The organism is Mycolicibacterium madagascariense, from assembly GCF_010729665.1.
Lineage (GTDB): Bacteria > Actinomycetota > Actinomycetes > Mycobacteriales > Mycobacteriaceae > Mycobacterium > Mycobacterium madagascariense.
The window spans coordinates 1-14,601 of sequence record NZ_AP022611.1; the positions used below are offsets into that span (position 1 = coordinate 1).

The window sequence follows — 14,601 nt, forward strand, 5'->3', positions numbered from 1 at the left end:
TGCGGTCACCGGACGTAACCACGCTGATGACGCGATGACGTGGACGCGCTGTAGCCGCAGTTCAAAGCATAAAAGAACGTGCCATAGCTGGCTGGCCGCGTTCGCGAAATCCTCCCGCTGTCGGCACCAGCTGTGGACAGCTGACGATTTGGCCTGCACAGATGCCTATCGATGGGGTTATGATCACCGCATGCCCAAGAAGGGCACAACTAAAGACCAATTAGAGCCCAACTCGAAAGGTGGCGTCATGGCGCATCTAGTGGCCAATCCGGTCAAGGTAGAGGTGAACGGGCTGTGCAACTACTCGGCCGACCCGGAGGACTGGTTCGACTACCGCAAGGCCCAGCAGTGCAAACGGATCTGCGGCAACTGCCCCCTGCGGCAGGCCTGCGCCCGCACCGCGCTGGCGCTGGAGGCCACCGATGGCGTCTGGGCCGGTGTCGATCTGCCCGGCGAGCACGCCACCGTCGAGGAACACGCGGTCGCGCGGCGGCAGCTGGCCATGGTGGTCGCGGCCATGGACCACCAGCCCGAACCGCACCGTCGCCGCTGCCTGGCGATCAGGGAAGCCATGCACCACGCCGCGTTCCCAGGGGCCGGGGCGTACGTTGCGGAGTCGGCCAGTGCCTAGTTCAAGTCCGCGGACCTGCACCAACCGACTCCTTCGGGACTACCTCGTCGCGGCGCTGCGCTGCTCGGTGCACCCGCTGACCACAACGCAGCTGCGCCAGGGCGCACCGCCGGTGGCCGTGCCGGGAAGCGCGCACCCACTGCCGCCGACCCAGGAGACCATCTACCGGCTACTGCGCTGCCTGCAAAACGAAGGCGCCGTCGCCGCGGCCGACACCGCCACATGCCGCCGGGCCTGGGTTGCCACGGCCGACCCCGCCGCCGACCGTGAAATCGCCACCTTGATGCGCTGTTCATCGCTCCCAGCGCCTCCGCCGCTCACCGGCCTCAGAAGCTCGACCCATGCCGGCGACGCCGCTGACCGCAGACGTGCTTGCCGCACTGGAGCGCATCGGAAGTCCGGTCAGCACAACCGATGTCATGCGATGGCTCAACCGCGACCGCACAACACCACTGGTCGTCGACCAGGTATACCGCGCCCTGGATGCGCTGCGATCCCGAGGGACGGTGCAGCGCCTGAAATCGGCGGGAAACAAGCGGGTCCGCTACTGGACGCTCGCCGGGGGCGGATGCACGTGCGGCGCAGCTCAACGAGGCGCGTCATGACCGGCACCGGCAGGGCTGGCGACGAGCAGCCCTGTCGATCGGGCAGTGGCTGCGGATTCTGCTGTCGGGCCGCCCACACCAGGTCATCGGAGACGACCCCGCCGATCCCTACCTGCTGCGGTGGTTCCTCATCCCACACACCCGATCCTCAACATCTACCGGCACCGCTTCTGCCAATCCGATCCCAGTGTCCCGCGACCATCCGTGGCATTTCGTGTCCATCGTGATTCACGGGCGCTACCGGAGGTCGGCCAACACCGCACCGTGGTGCGTGGGCCCAGATCGGTGGCGCTGCGCCGCGCCAGCTCCCGGCACCGCGTGGAGCTGCTCGGGTACCCGGTCACGACGGTGATCCTCACCGGCCCGCGGTGCCGATCCTGGGGCTTTTGGTGTCCACGCCCGGCCGGGCCGCCTGCGTTCGTGCCGTGGACGCAGTTCGGCTCCGGCGGATGCGGCGAATACCTCACCGGCCCCGCCCGAAAACCAGGAGTACGACCGCATGACCACCAATATCAGCACCGAGCGCCGCACCCGTTGTGCGCGCCGCCGTCGCCGCGCAGCAACCTCCCGCCGTGGTGCGGGTGCTCGTCACCGGATATTTCAGCCGGTACGCGCGGTGCAGCTGCGGCTGGGCGGGGCGAGGCCGGCTGCTGCGTTCGCTCAGCGTCCTCGACGCGCTCACCCACGCAGCACGGCAGGGATGCCGGCCCGGCGTTCCGCTGATCGACGTCGACATCGGCGTGGGCGAACGGCCATGACGCCGGGGCGCCGATGGGCATCAACGACCGGCGGCTACGGGCGTTCTTCGCCGTCCGGGGCTACCCAGACCCCGCCACTGTCAGTCAGGAGAGGACAATATGGCCCGCAACAGCAAGCCGGACCCGAACCAGCCGGATCTGTTCAGCATCCTCGACGACGCAGGCGGTGACGGTGATCGACCCGGAGATCCTCAAGGCGGTGACGACGGTCTACTCGACCGATCTGAGCCTGCCCGAGGAATGGACCCCGGAACGTCGCAACGAGTTCCTGACGGCCGAGGCGGACAAGATCAGTTCGATGGCGGCCAGCATGGCCGAGGAACTGTGGGAGAAAGCCCTCGTGGCGTGGAGCCGCCAGCGCAACGGCCAGACGCCCAATCACGCGACCAAAGTGGCGTTGCTGCAGGCGGCGCGGGAGCAGGCAGCGCGAACAGTGCTGAACAACGAACTCTACGAACTGATCGAGACCGACGAGACCAGCTCGGAGTTGGAGACCGCGGACCAGGCGCCGAACCCAGCGGACCTCAGCTGGGAGCAGCGCTGGACGATTCCGGCCCTGCAGAGCGAGCCCAACGAGGACCTCGAAGCACTGATCGACCACCTGTGGCCGGCCCCGGACTATTCGGGTCCATTTCGGATCAAGGCGGGATACCTGATGGCGGCGCGGGCCGAGGACGCTCTGGAACTACCCGGCCACCCCGAGGACCCCTTGACCGCCGAACTGGCGCAGATGATCTTGCGCGACCTGCACGCGGACGGCCTACCCGAGCGGTAGGCCCCCAGGTCTCACTCTTCGACAACCTCACCGACGTGGTTGACGATTTCGTTGACGACGCGGCCGCCGCGGCACCTTCCGAACTGACGATCGAGGACCTCGCAGACGACCGCAGCGAGGCCACGCCCGCACTCGCGGTGCCCGCGGCCGTCGCCGCGCCGACCCCGCCACCGGAACCGGAGCCGGCACCCGATGAGTTCCGCAGCGCCGCCGACTTTCCCGCCAGCACCGACGTTTTGGTGCCTTCCGGGGCCAAGGCGCGTGCCCGCGCGAACATCGCCGCCATCGAACTTCGTGCACGCCCTGCGCGACGCCGGCCGCCCTGCGACCCTGCCCGAGCAGCGCACCCTGGCCGCCTGGTCGGGATGGGGGGCCATCCCCCAGATGTTCGATCCGCGCGCGGACGACTTCGCCGCCGAACGCGCTCAGTTGGCCGGCCTGCTCACCCCCGAGCAGTACCGTCGCGCCCAGGCGTCGATCCTCAATGCGCACTACACCGACCCGCCGTGGTGTCGGCGGTCTGGGATGCACTAGGCGCGGCGGGTTTCTCCGGTGGCCCGGTGCTCGAACCCGGCTGCGGCAGCGGCACATTCATCGGCCACGCACCCGAGGGCGCCACCGTCGTCGGCGTCGAAGCCGACGACATCACCGCGGCCATCGCCGCGCTGCTCTACCCCTCAGCGCAGATCCGGCACGAAGGATTCGAGACCACCCGCATCCCGGAGGGCAGCTTTACCGCGGCGGTCGGCAACGTTCCGTTCGGCAAGTACGCCCTCACCGACCCGGTGCACAATCCGCGCCGCCACAGCATCCACAACCACTTCATCGTCAAGTCACTGTCCCTGGTCGCCCCCGGCGGCTACGTCGCCGTGCTCACCAGCCGCTACACCATGGACTCGGTAAAGAGCACTGCACGCCAGAACATCGCACAACGCGCCGACCTCATCGGTGCACTGCGGCTTCCGTCGCAGGCGTTCAGCCGGGTCGCCGGCACGGACGTCGTCACCGACCTGCTGATCTTCCGTCGTCGAGAGGACGGCGCCCATGTCGATCTCGACACCCTGGACTGGATCGACACCGAGGACGCCGAGCTGGTCGACCCGCGCACCGGCGACGAGGAACAACTCCCCGTCAACGCCTACTTCCTCAACAACCCGCATCGCGTCCTGGGGGACACCGAGCTGGGCCACGGTGTGCACGGCTCAGCACAGCTCGTCGTCGCCGGCGCCACCGGCCACGCCCTGGCCGACCAGATCCGCGATCACCTCCAGCCGATGATGACCGCGGCGGTCGCGCGCGGCATGGGCCTCACCGCCCGCAGCACCGACCTGTCAGAGCGCATCACCGAGAACTTCACGCCCGGCCTGCGCACCCAGGACACCCAGGTCGACGACCCCCCGCTCTACACGCTGCGCTACAACGCGGCCACCCGCAGCATCGACGTCTGGGCCGGCCACGGGTGGGAGCCCAACAAGACACCCAGGACGCTGGTCGAGGAGACAAAGGAACTCATCGCGCTGCGCGACGTCGCCACCGCCCTCATCGCCGCCCAACGCGACGGTGAGCCCGAGCACGACCGCGACCAACTGCGCGCGCACCTGAACACCCTCTACGACAACTACGTCCGCAAGCGCGGACCGGTCAACCGCTTCGAGTGGGTGCAGCGCAACGCCACCCAAACCCTGCACGACAAGCGCATCGCCAAGCTCGAAACGACCTGGCGCGAGCAGGAGGGAACCACTGGCCGACCCTACGACGGTCCCGTGCCCACCGAACTCGTCGACCAGTGGGAGGCCGAAGCCTGGGAGCCCCCGGAGCCGTTCAAGAAGTTCCGTCACCTCGAAGGCGGCATGCGCTACGACCCTGGCTGGGCGGTCGTGTCCTCACTGGAGGACTTCGACGAGGAGACCGGAACCGCCACCAAGGCACCGATCTTCACCCGCGACGTGCTCACCGCAGACGTCGAGCGCACCACCGCCGACACTCCCGAAGAAGCGCTCGCGATGAGCCTGGACCGGACCCGGCGCGTCGACGTCGACTTGATCGGCGAGCTACTCGGCGTGGGCGAAGAGGACACCCGCGCTCTGATCGACGGACTGGTCTACCCCAGCCTCGACGATCCCGACGAGCTGGTCCCGGCCACCACCGCGCTCTCGGGCAACGTGCGCTCAAGCTCGCCGCCGCGATCGAAGCCGCTGACACCAACCCGGTCTACGAGCCCTACGTCGCCGCGTTGCGCGAGGTGCAGCCCGAGCGACGCGAAGCCGAGGACATCAAAGTGCGCCCCGGCGCACCCTGGATTCCGGCGCCCGTCATCGCCTCCTTCGCCGAGAAGACCTTCGGGGTCACCGGTGTCACCGCCGAGCACATCGGCGGCCGCTGGACGGTCGACGTCCCCGGCTACAGACGCCACGGCCGCCTCATGACCGACGAATGGGGGTTGGACAAGCGCAACTTCGACGCGATAAGCCTGCTCGAAGCGGTCTGCAACTCCAAGGCCGTCGTCATCACCACCGAAGAGGGCGAGGTCGACGCACAAGCGACGTTCGCCGCACAGGCCAAGTGCGCCAAAATCACCGAGGAATTCAGCCGCTGGCTGTGGTCTGACGACGAGCGCCGCGACACCCTCGTCACCGAGTACAACCGCCGGTTCAACTCCCTGCGCGCCCCCGTGTACGACGGGAGCCATCTGCGGCTACCGGGGCTCTCCGATCACTTCACGCCGCACTTTTACCAGCGCAACGCCGTCGCCCGCATCATCAACGAGCCCTCCACCCTCCTTGACCACGTAGTTGGCGCGGGCAAGACTGGCACACTTTTGATTTCGGCGATGGAGCTTCGCCGCCTCGGCCTGGTCCGCCAGCCCTGGATCGTGGTGCCCAACCACATCATCGAACAGGTCGGGCGTGAGGCCAAGCAGTGGTACCCCGCCGCCAACGTCCTGCTGGGGTCCTCCGCCACCACCGCCGAAGGCCGGCGGCGGTTCATCGCCCAGAGCGCGGCCAGCGAGTGGGACATGGTGATCGTGCCGCAGTCGGCGTTCACCGCGATCAACGTCTCCAACGACGTGCGCACCGCCTACGCCGAGAAGCAGCTCGACGAGCTGCGCGCACAGCTGCAGGACTCCACAGTCGAACGCAGCCAAAAGGCCATCATGCGGGCCATCAAGGCAGCCCAGGCGCGCCTGGAAAAGCTGATGGCCGCCGAAACCAAGGACATCGGACTGCGTTTCGAGGAATCGGGGTGCGATTACCTGATGATCGACGAAGCGCACATGTACAAGAACAAGCAGCGCGTGTGCAACATCGAGGAGCTGTCATGCGCGACCGCCGCGCAGCGCGCCGAGGACCTCAGTCTCAAACTCGACGTACTGCGTGAGCGGCGCCGCGACGAGGCGCGGGCCCGCGGTGTCCCCGAGCACGCCGTCGTCGAGCGGGTGGCCACCTTCGCGACCGGAACCCCGATCGCCAACTCCCTCGGCGAGCTTTTCGTCATGCAGGCCTACCTCCGGCCCGACCTGCTGCGAGGCCGGTGTGGCCGATCTAGGGGACTGGGGGCGGCGTTCACCGCCACGCACACCAGCGTCGAGGTCAACGCGACCGGCACCAAACTGCGCCCGGTGACACGCGTCGCCAAGTTCACCAACCTGCCTGAGCTGCTGGCGTTGACGAACGCCTACACCGATGTCGTCACCCGCGACCAAGTACCGGTCAAACTGCCCGAACTGCGCACTGGGGCGCGTCAGATCGTCAGCCTCAAACCCGATGTCGAGGTCGTCGACTTCATTGGCGATCTGGGCTGGCGCGCAGAGCATCTCGACGCCCGAAAACCACAGCGCGACAACATCCTCAAGATCAGCAATGACGGCCGTAACGCCTCCCTGGACCCAAGAATGGCCCACCTCGGTGCCCCCGAGCACAGCAGGGCCGCCGAAGTAGCCGAACGCGCCACGGAGGTGCAGCGGCGGCTGGGCGATCGTCAGTACCGTGACCGCGACACCGGCGAACTCCTTCCCGCACGCGGTCCGCTGCAGCTGATGTTCTGCGACCGGGGCACCCCGTCGAAAGATCCGCGCCAGTTCACCGTCTACCAAGCCATCAAGGACGAACTCGTCGCTCGAGGTATGCCGCCAGAGGCCATCCGATTCGTTCACGAGGCGCGCAATCCCGCACAGCTCAAAGCCCTCTTCGCGCAATGCAATCGCGGCGAGGTGTCGGTGCTTATCGGCAGTACCGAGAAGATGGGCACCGGCACCAACGTGCAGTCCCGCCTGGCCGCCCTGCACCACGTCGACGTTCCGTGGCGTCCCGCTGACCTGGAGCAGCGCGAAGGGCGCATCGTGCGCCAGGGCAACCAGAACGACGAGATCGACATGTTCCTGTACGTCACCGAGTCCAGCTACGACACCGTGATGTGGCAGAAAGTGCAGGCGAAAGACCTGTTCATCCAACAGATGCGGCGAAAGGAAGTGCTCGACTCCGAGATCGAGGATCTCGGTGGGGGAGACATCGGCGCGGCCGCGGCCGAAGCGAAGGCCATCGCCACCGGTGACCCCCGCTACCTGCGCCAGGTCGAACTCGACGACACCGTACGCCGCCTCACCGCGCTGGACCGGGCGCACCAGCAGTCCGTACGCAGCCGCGACTGGCAGGTCACCGTTCTCGAACGCGCCATTCCGAACAAGCAGACCGACATCGACGCCCTCGCCCCCGTAGCGCAGGCCGCCGCCGAGCGCGGGGACGCACCGCACCGCGTCGTCGTCGGCGGCAGCACCTTCGCCGAGCGCACCGATGCCGCGGCCGCCCTCACGACGGCGTGCCGTCGCGCCTACTTGGCCGGCAAGGACCGCGGCGCCTCGCGCTTTGAACCAATCGGCGCCGCCATCAACGGGGTCGAGGTCCTGGGCGCCCGTGACCTCACCCACGACATGTTGCTGCTGCGGCTGAACGTCCCCTCGCGCAGCGCCGAAATAGACGGTGCCGAGCTGTTGGCCGCCGGGTCATCGCTCGGGCTCGACGTCTCCGGACCAAAACAGCTCGGTCTGTTGCGCCGCGTGGAGAATCTCTACACCGGACTGCCTGAGCACCACGTGCGCCTGCAGCGCGAACAAGAACGCCAGCGTGCCGAACTCGATGACCTGCTGGCTCATCCGCCAGCGCCTTTCGAGCAGCGTAGCGAGCTGGAGGCCAAGCAAGCGGAGTTGTCCGCGCTCACGTTGGAGCTGCGGATGGCCGCCGAGACCCCCGAGGCGAAGGCCCGCGCCGAAGCCGCCAACCAGCGGATGAAGATGCGCGGACGCGAACCCGGCTGGAGTCTCACCCTGAACCCCACCCCGGCGCTGGTCGAAGAACTCGGCTATCCCAACGCCGACGCGGTGCGCCGCGCCGTGCGCATCCGCGAACGCATGGCGCTCGAACACCACCAGCGCGAGATCACGCCCCGCAACCAGGATCGCAGCCGCGACGAGGACGACCGCGGACTTGGCCACTAGCGGACATATCGGCACTAATTGCCCATATGGGCACTATGGGGCGGAAACTCGGCCGCCACGTCTGGTCTAGCGTCCCAGGCTGAAAGGCACTGACGGAGAGGAGTTCCGCGTGACCGCACCCCTCGACGAATGGGTGAACCGGTCGGGGATGGTCATCGATGCCATGGCTCACTTCGATCTGCCCGCCCGCCTCGACCTGGACTACTCGCTGCCCTCCCTACGCGCAGTGGTGGCCGCCGCCCGCGAGCGCTTCGCCGATCCCGCCGAAGCGCTCGACACCGACGAGCAGCCCTTCGTCGAGGGACTGGTCGCGTACGTGGGGGAGTGCCTCCTGCGGGTCGGTCGTGGCCAATGGGGCTGGGACGACGCCCCCGGATTCGCCACGCGCGGCCATCCGCCGCTCACCGACGCCGGGCTGCTCGGGCGCCTGTCGAGTCACCGGTGGGTGTTCGACGACGTTGACGTGGCCGGAGTGCCGGTGGTCGACGCCGACCCGGCGCTCGACGTCGCGCCCGCCTCACCGCTGCACCTGCTCCTGGCCGAACTAGGTAATGGGCGGCCGGAAACCATTGCCGCGGAATACGAACGGTGGCAACGCGCGGCCAGCACGCACGCCGCCGGCCACCCGGCATGGACCGAGCCGTCCGCACCGGTCCTGACCGCGGGGTTCCCCCGGCTTCCCCGCTCACCCGAACTCGACGCATGGCTCGAACAGCGCCGCCACGCCTTCCCCCGATGGGCCCAGACCTACGGCGACGGTTGGGATTTCACGGCCGACACCATCGATGCCCTTGCCGATCTGGTGTTCCGCGTGACACCGACCGTCGAGGCCCTACTGGACCCGGCCAACGCCGATTTCGCCGAAGGCGCCGGCTGGTATCTGGGGGAGGCGCTGCGCCGGGCCTATCCGTCGCGGTGGGCATTTCGGGCATACCTCCGCGAGCCGGGTGACCCGCTGGCTGTGTGCTTCACCGTTCAAACCGCCGACGACCGCGACGTCACCGGACCCTTGATCCGGTTGAAGCTGGCACTCAAACGCCGCGACCCAGCACGGCTGCGGACCGGATACGACGCGTGGGCCGCCGGCTAACGGGCGAGGGCGAGCCGCCAAAGCGCCTAGAGGATGCTCGGCGGGATCGCGGGCCCCGCGCCCGGACCCGCCGCGGCGCCGCCGGGATCGATCGGCTCGATGGCCTCACTGCCGTCGCGGAAGTCATGCAGCCAGTCCCAGTACGGATCAGACGAGGCCTCGAACTGCTGACCGACGGTCTGAAAGCCCGACACAAGTCGTGCCGATTTCTCCTGCGCGTTGCTCGCGACCTGCTTGGCCTCAGATGCCTTGCGGTCTAGGAACTCCGCGAGCTGCTCGCGACCGGCGGCGGTGCCCAGGGACGGTTGCATGGCGGCGACGCCCTGCTGAATCTCCTGTTGGATGCGCTGCAGCTGCGTCTTGGTCTGCGCATCGGCGGTGTGCGCGTCGATGATGTGCTGCGCCAACCCCTGGTCGGCTTCGTTGAGCGCGTCGTGGGTCTTGCGCAGCTTGGCATCAGCGGCCTCGGCCTGATCGGCGCCCTTGCCGTCCCAGCCTGCCGGCCGGACCGATCCTGGCGGCAACGGGCGGTGATCAGGCACCCACACCCCGGACCCATCCGGGGACTCGGTGTAGCGCGGGCCCATCGGGTACTGCGGCGGTCCGAGTTCACCCGGCTTCTTGAGGATTACGCCGCCGTCGTCGTGAATACCGTCGAGAGTGGAGCGCGGCATTCCCGACGACGTGGGCATCTGCTGCTCGGGGATGTAAGGCGGGTACTGCGGCACCTGCGGAGCAACACCATCAGGGCCGGGGATCTGAGGCTGGTACGTCGGGGCCGGATATGGCGGCAATGTGGGGTCCGGCGTCGGCGAGTCCAACGGCGGGTTGAAACCGCCCAACCCGCCGATGCCCGTCATCAAGTCGTTGACCTGCTGTTGCCAGAACCCCACGACAACGACGATAAAGGCACAGCTCGCACCCTCGCCACCAGGTGCGCCCACTATCGCGCCAAGAAAGCGCATAATCGCACATGTGTTCGATAACTGGCAGCTCTCCTCGCAGTATCCGACGCTGTTCGCGGTGTCGCGGCCAGTCTGGGTGAACACGGCCCGCCCCCTGCCGCCGAGCGGTGCACGGATGGACGAGGTACCGCTGTTCGTCCGTAGTGAGGGCCTACTGGTCGAGCCGCGCATGCCCGGTCACCTCATCGCCTGGCTGAGACGCAGTGACGGGAGCTGGATCGCCGTCGTCGAGGTGGAGCTGTTCAGCGCGAACCGGCGCTCACGCACCACCGCCACGTTGTGGCTTCCCGCCGGCGACGTCAGCCCTGACGATGAGCAGTCCGCGTAGCCAGCCGTCCTCGGCGTCGGCTCACGGCGCGTCGAGAAGGTCTGCCAGCGCATTGTCGCCGCGGGCGCGCAATACCGCCCCGACGTCCTGGGGTGGACACGACAACGCCGTCGTAAGGGCTGCTGACGGCGCGCGCACCGGATGTCCGACCAGCTTGGGTAACTGGACTGCGGCGGACTCGTCGGCGCCTATCCGGGCGGCCTCTAGCTTCGAGTCGTCGAGCTTGAACACCAGAACCAGCGTGTCACCCGCCGTGGCCCCGGTGGCCTGAGCGTGAGCGCGTAGGGAGCCGATGGCGGCACCGCCGGTCGACGCCAGCTTCCAGTACACCGTGACCGGGCCCTGCGAACTGGTGAACGTCCGTTGTTCGCCGGGGCGGACGCCGACCGCATCGGCGACCGCACTGTGGAGAACCTGGCCCGATCCGCGCAGGACCTCCGCGGTGACCAGGTGCGCGACGCGAATCTCGTCGGGCCCGTTGCGGAAGACGCCGCGGATGGTGTTGAGCGGCGGCAATGCCGGCCACGCGTCGGCCTTGGTGCGCCGCCGAACCACACCCTTCCCCTGGACGAACGCCAGAGTGCCGAGGTAGGTGCGGATCGAGGACTCGCTGATATCGGGATACCGCGCCCGGAGGTCATTGAACACTGTTGCCACGGCGGCTTTTCCGCCGGACGCGTCGATGCATTCGCCGATCGCATGGGCGATGTTGACGTACTCAACGACGCCCCACCGTCGTAGTCCCCACGTGGTTCGGCTGGTGCGTATGAACCGCTCCTTCTGTGAGAGGACGGCCTTGATCCGATCCACGCTGACGCCGCTGGAATCGCACCGTTCGATCACGGCGTGAAGGGCCTCGGCGGTGGCCGGGGCGCCCAGCAGATGAAGCGCGGCTTCGACCATATGGAGGGTGGTATCACCCGCCCACCGCACCCACGCGTCGCCGAACCGGCGAAGCGTCAGCTTGGTTTCCAAGAAAGTCAACGCCACTCCGGTCGACAGCCCCCGGCTCGTCAGCGCGTCGAGCAAGGCGTCGGTGGTGGGTGCGCCCTGGCCGTCGAACACCGCCTCCACCGCGGCCAGCACTTGTGCGTGAGACCCACCAGCGTCCATCCACCCGCCGCGGCTGACGTAAGGGCCGGCGATGTCTAGCAGCACCGCGGCGGTCTGGCTGGTGGGATCTACGTTCAGACGGAGCAGTTCCAATTCGGCGACGTCCACGGGGACGTACGGGCCCAGGCGCTGTCGAATGCGTTCGGCGTGCTCGCCGACCTCGTGGTGGGCCGGGTCGCTGAGCAGTTCGGCGAACCGTGCTCGGGCCCGTGGCAGGTTGCGGCTGACCGAGACCGGGTTCACGCCGAGGCGCTCGGCCAGGACGCGCTGAGGGACCGGATCTGCCGCCCACACCTGGCCAGCGAGAATTTTCCGGTCGGAGTCGTCGAGTTCCCCGACGAGGCGGGCCACCGCGGCGTCGGCGCCGACCCGGCCGGCGGCGATCGTGTCACGGCGTACCCGGACGGCGTGCTCTGCTGCCTCGATGAGCGCCCGGACGGCCGCCTCTCCCAACTTGGGTCGCAGCATCAACGACTCGGGGGTTTGGTCGGCAACGTCAGCCCAGCGCGGAAACTCCTCGGCATAGCTCCCCAGCCGCCGAGGCAACCGCGTGTACGGAATGGTGAATGAGCCGATGGTGTCGAAGTTGGGAACGAGATCGCCCAGGCGCGTGCTCAGCAGCGCCGGATCACGCCACCATTCCGGATTGTGCAGATCGTCGATCAGGTCCACGGCCGGCTAGGACCGGTAGAAGGCTTCGGCGAGCTGCCCCAGCTTCCAGACGGTCAACGAGGAATCAGTGGGGGAGTCGTCCACGGACAGATACCCGTGCAGCCAGCCGTCCAGAAAGTGCTCGCGCCGCACGAAGTCGGGCACCGATTCCCCTGCGGCGCTGGTGTTCCTGAGTATCGCGATGGCTCGCTCCAAGTGCTCACCGTCCACGCCGTTGCGCTCGGACAGGGCTTTGATCTCATCGTGTTGGCCCGGCTCGTTGAGGGCTATCGCGGCCAGTTCGAACGTGTAGGGGCGGTTAAGGGCCATCGAGGCCACCTCGCATTCTCGTCGCTGTTTCTATCCCGTTGTCGTGCCGGAGTATTCGGCTCACAGCGGAGCCGATTCAGTGTTGCCCTCGCAGGGCGGACCCCACAGTCCTCGGCGTGCGTTGCGCGCCTGCGCCTCAGCGGCCGCGATGTCGGGATAGCGGCTCACCGGCTTGTCGTCGTAGACGTAGGAGTGAGCCATCCCGGCTGCAGCCGCGGTGACGGAGAAGTCGCGCCCGTCCGCCATCTCGACGTAGGCCAAGGTTCTTCCGTAGCGGTCGCGGGAGTCCTGCGAAGGATCAGCGGCCAGCGCCACCCGCTGGCCAGTCAGCGTGTCCGCCGCGAACTTCGCCGCCTCCGGGCCCCAACATCCCACTGACCAGCCCGGCTGGTGCACTTCCGGCGAGTCGATCCCCAGCACCCGCACCCGAAGGCGGCCGCGGGTGTCGTCCCGGACATCGATGGTGTCCCCGTCCACGGCGCGAAGCACGGTAGCGGTGGCCGAAGCGGGCGCCGCCCCGGCCGGCGGCGACAAAGGCGAACAGGACGTCAGCGCACCGATCACCAGACACGCGACGCCGAGTCGCGTGACCGCCCGACCGAGTTGCGACGCCGACGTTTTCGCTTCCGACCTCGCGGCCGTTGCGTGGTTGCAACGAGGCTCACCGGGCAATGTGAAGCATCTCCGCAAGCCACGACGAACGACGTACCCGCATCCGCAGGACGAGCACAGCGGGCGGGGGTCTTCCGGCGATGCCGGGCGCGGCTCGGTCCCCGACGCCGGGGGGCGAAATGCCCACCGCGCTCCGCTGTAGTTGTTGCCTCTCAACACGTCAATCACCGTCCTCAGGAAGGGCGATCCGAAGCGCCCGGCTGATCTCAGCCATGGTCGGCGGCGATAAGGTGCCCAGAGATTCGGTCAGCTCGTCGTGGTACAGCTGCACGATGTCGTCGACCAAGACGAACCCCACCAAGGGGTCCGCGGCGGTCAACGGTATGACCGTGGGCACGTGAGCATGCTTGCTAGTAGTCGTAATACGTGCCGCCAGAACGGTATCCAGGTTCCTATTCCGTGAGTTGTTGCTGATGATCACCCACGGTTTGCCGCCGTGACCGAGATCCACTCGGTACACCTGACTGCGCAGCGCACGGCTCATCCACGGCCCTCGGTCCGGCGCGCGTACCGGTCACGCGCCGAACGCCGTTCGGCGTTGGAGGGTTCGGTGTTGAACTCCGTCGCCAGCTGCGCGTAGCCGACGTCCAGAACGTGCTCCTTGAGGGCTTCGGCCCCCGCCTGCAGCAGTGCGCGCAGCGCGGCCGCTTCGGACTTGATGTCGTCGGCAACGTCGTGCTCGTTGGCCCAATGGCGCAGCACCTCGAAGGCCGGCGACTGTTGATCGAGGTAAGGACCGATCGTGGCCTCGTCCGAAGGGCCCAGGATCAAGCTCACACGCTTACTCATGCCGTCGATTTTACACCATAATTCGGCGTATAAATGAGCGCATTTCGTGCGTTTGTGGCGATGTCGGCTCATCGCCGAGCCCAGTGCTAGAGACCGGTTGTCGGCCACCGCCGCGACAATGAACCGATGAGTGACGACGGTGGTGGCTTGCCAGCCCGGCAAAGCCCGCGCAAGCGGGCCGACGTACGGGTCTCCGACTTCACCCTCTTGGTGCGGGTCCCCGGCCAGCCCGCCGCGATCCGGGTCTTCACCGACGACGAGGCCGAAGAAGCAGCCAAGTACGCGGCCGACCGCGGGGGAGTGGTTGTGCCGCTTCCGCTGCCACCACCGGACGGCTACGTAGTCGGTCCTGACGGGACGTTGGTCCCCGCGGCAGAACCGCCTGAGCCCGATTCGGAATGAC

At 67.8% G+C, this 14,601-nt stretch carries 15 protein-coding genes; 9 read left to right on the forward strand and 6 right to left on the reverse strand.

The genetic code is table 11. The features are described from left to right. Positions 1-247: 247 nt before the first annotated feature. From G6N60_RS27125 to G6N60_RS27145, 7 genes are all read left to right on the forward strand, one after another. Entirely contained in the window at positions 248-631 is a 384-nt protein-coding gene (locus G6N60_RS27125) for a WhiB family transcriptional regulator (protein WP_163744638.1), read from the forward strand. 1,141 nt (positions 632-1,772) lie between these two features. Then, positions 1,773-1,994, forward strand: a complete 222-nt coding sequence (locus G6N60_RS27130) for a hypothetical protein (RefSeq protein WP_220100384.1) — start codon at positions 1,773-1,775, stop codon at positions 1,992-1,994. Positions 1,995-2,160: 166 nt separating this feature from the next. Then, positions 2,161-2,769 (forward strand): hypothetical protein, encoded by a 609-nt coding sequence (locus G6N60_RS27135; protein WP_246241374.1) that lies wholly within the window; start codon positions 2,161-2,163, stop codon positions 2,767-2,769. A 261-nt stretch (positions 2,770-3,030) separates the two neighbouring features. Then, positions 3,031-3,303 carry a hypothetical protein gene (locus G6N60_RS28755; protein WP_246241376.1) on the forward strand — a complete coding sequence of 91 codons (273 nt, stop codon included), beginning with the start codon at positions 3,031-3,033 and terminating at the stop codon, positions 3,301-3,303. Next, positions 3,276-5,195, forward strand: coding sequence for a winged helix domain-containing protein (locus G6N60_RS29080; RefSeq protein ID WP_407665267.1), 1,920 nt, complete (start codon positions 3,276-3,278; stop codon positions 5,193-5,195). Before G6N60_RS28755 ends, G6N60_RS29080 begins: the two co-directional genes overlap by 28 nt. Before the next feature lie 1,697 nt (positions 5,196-6,892). Further along, positions 6,893-8,260, forward strand: coding sequence for a helicase-related protein (locus tag G6N60_RS29085; RefSeq protein WP_407665270.1), 1,368 nt, complete (start codon positions 6,893-6,895; stop codon positions 8,258-8,260). Positions 8,261-8,369: 109 nt separating this feature from the next. Beyond that, a complete protein-coding gene (locus G6N60_RS27145; protein ID WP_163744642.1) occupies positions 8,370-9,350 on the forward strand; it encodes a hypothetical protein in 981 nt (326 codons plus the stop codon). A 26-nt stretch (positions 9,351-9,376) separates the two neighbouring features. Here the strand turns inward: G6N60_RS27145 and G6N60_RS27150 are convergent, their stop codons facing one another. Further along, entirely contained in the window at positions 9,377-10,243 is an 867-nt protein-coding gene (locus G6N60_RS27150; RefSeq protein ID WP_246241379.1) for a DUF4226 domain-containing protein, read from the reverse strand. Positions 10,244-10,325: 82 nt separating this feature from the next. Here G6N60_RS27150 and G6N60_RS27155 point away from each other — a divergent pair, with 82 nt between their 5' ends. Continuing rightward, the gene (locus G6N60_RS27155) at positions 10,326-10,643 is read left to right on the forward strand and encodes a hypothetical protein (protein ID WP_163744644.1); all 318 of its coding nucleotides are present in this window, start codon (positions 10,326-10,328) and stop codon (positions 10,641-10,643) included. A 21-nt stretch (positions 10,644-10,664) separates the two neighbouring features. Here the strand turns inward: G6N60_RS27155 and G6N60_RS27160 are convergent, their stop codons facing one another. The 5 genes from G6N60_RS27160 to G6N60_RS27180 all read right to left on the reverse strand — a co-directional run bounded on the left by G6N60_RS27160 (position 10,665) and on the right by G6N60_RS27180 (position 14,198). Then, positions 10,665-12,428: a hypothetical protein gene (locus tag G6N60_RS27160; RefSeq protein WP_163744646.1), complete on the reverse strand. Its 1,764-nt coding sequence runs from the start codon at positions 12,426-12,428 to the stop codon at positions 10,665-10,667. Positions 12,429-12,434: 6 nt separating this feature from the next. Then, positions 12,435-12,737, reverse strand: coding sequence for a hypothetical protein (locus G6N60_RS27165; protein WP_163744648.1), 303 nt, complete (start codon positions 12,735-12,737; stop codon positions 12,435-12,437). Positions 12,738-12,797: 60 nt separating this feature from the next. Beyond that, positions 12,798-13,214 (reverse strand): thermonuclease family protein, encoded by a 417-nt coding sequence (locus G6N60_RS27170; RefSeq protein ID WP_170312610.1) that lies wholly within the window; start codon positions 13,212-13,214, stop codon positions 12,798-12,800. Positions 13,215-13,569: 355 nt separating this feature from the next. Next, positions 13,570-13,893 carry a type II toxin-antitoxin system PemK/MazF family toxin gene (locus G6N60_RS27175; protein WP_163744650.1) on the reverse strand — a complete coding sequence of 108 codons (324 nt, stop codon included), beginning with the start codon at positions 13,891-13,893 and terminating at the stop codon, positions 13,570-13,572. Next, the gene (locus G6N60_RS27180; protein ID WP_163744652.1) at positions 13,890-14,198 is read right to left on the reverse strand and encodes a hypothetical protein; all 309 of its coding nucleotides are present in this window, start codon (positions 14,196-14,198) and stop codon (positions 13,890-13,892) included. Before G6N60_RS27180 ends, G6N60_RS27175 begins: the two co-directional genes overlap by 4 nt. Before the next feature lie 126 nt (positions 14,199-14,324). Between G6N60_RS27180 and G6N60_RS27185 the strand changes: the two genes are divergently transcribed. After that, the gene (locus G6N60_RS27185; RefSeq protein WP_163744654.1) at positions 14,325-14,600 is read left to right on the forward strand and encodes a hypothetical protein; all 276 of its coding nucleotides are present in this window, start codon (positions 14,325-14,327) and stop codon (positions 14,598-14,600) included. The last annotated feature ends 1 nt before the right edge of the window (position 14,601 follow it).